This is a genomic window from Kitasatospora sp. MY 5-36, from assembly GCF_001182915.1.
Lineage (GTDB): Bacteria > Actinomycetota > Actinomycetes > Streptomycetales > Streptomycetaceae > Kitasatospora.
Window position 1 is genome coordinate 1 of the sequence record NZ_LFVW01001429.1, and the last position, 562, is coordinate 562.

A 562-nucleotide genomic window follows, 5' to 3' on the forward strand; every position below is an offset into this window, starting at 1 on the left:
CCCGGCGACCGAGGCCGACGAGCGCGCGGTCCGCCGCCTGCGCGCGGCGGCCCCGCGGGCGGCGGCCCTCGGCGTGCGGATCCTCGTCGAGACCCACGACTCCCACCGCGCCGGGGCAGCCCTGGCACCCCTGCTGAACCGGGTGGACCACCCCGCGGTCGGAGCGCTCTGGGACCTGCTGCACACCTGGCTGGCCGGCGAGACCCCGGCACGGACCCACCGCGCGCTCGGCCCCCACCTCGGCTACGCGCAGGTCAAGGACGTCGCCTCGGCGGACGACCTCACCCCGCTGCCGCTCGGCACCGGAGTGCTGCCGATCGCCGACTGCCTGCACCTGCTGCCGCCCGGCACCTGGGCGGCCTGGGAGTACGAGGCCCCCTGGCACCCGCGCGCCGCGCCCCTGGCACCGCTGCTGGGCAGCGGGGCGCGCCACCTGTCCGCACTGCTGCCGGGCTGAGGGCGCACACGGGTTCCTCAGGCCCTGTCCGGCCGAGGCGGCGCCGCGCCCCTCACCCCAGGGTCGCGGCGCCCGTCCGCGAGTTGGGCGTCGAGGTGTACGAGG

The 562-nt window shown here is 78.8% G+C and carries 1 protein-coding gene; it reads left to right on the top strand.

Features of this window, described 5'->3' with window-relative positions:
- On the top strand, window positions 1–457 hold a 457-nt coding region (locus AE652_RS42785; RefSeq protein ID WP_049661795.1), incomplete at its 5' end, for a sugar phosphate isomerase/epimerase.
- Between the last annotated feature and the right edge of the window lie 105 nt (window positions 458–562).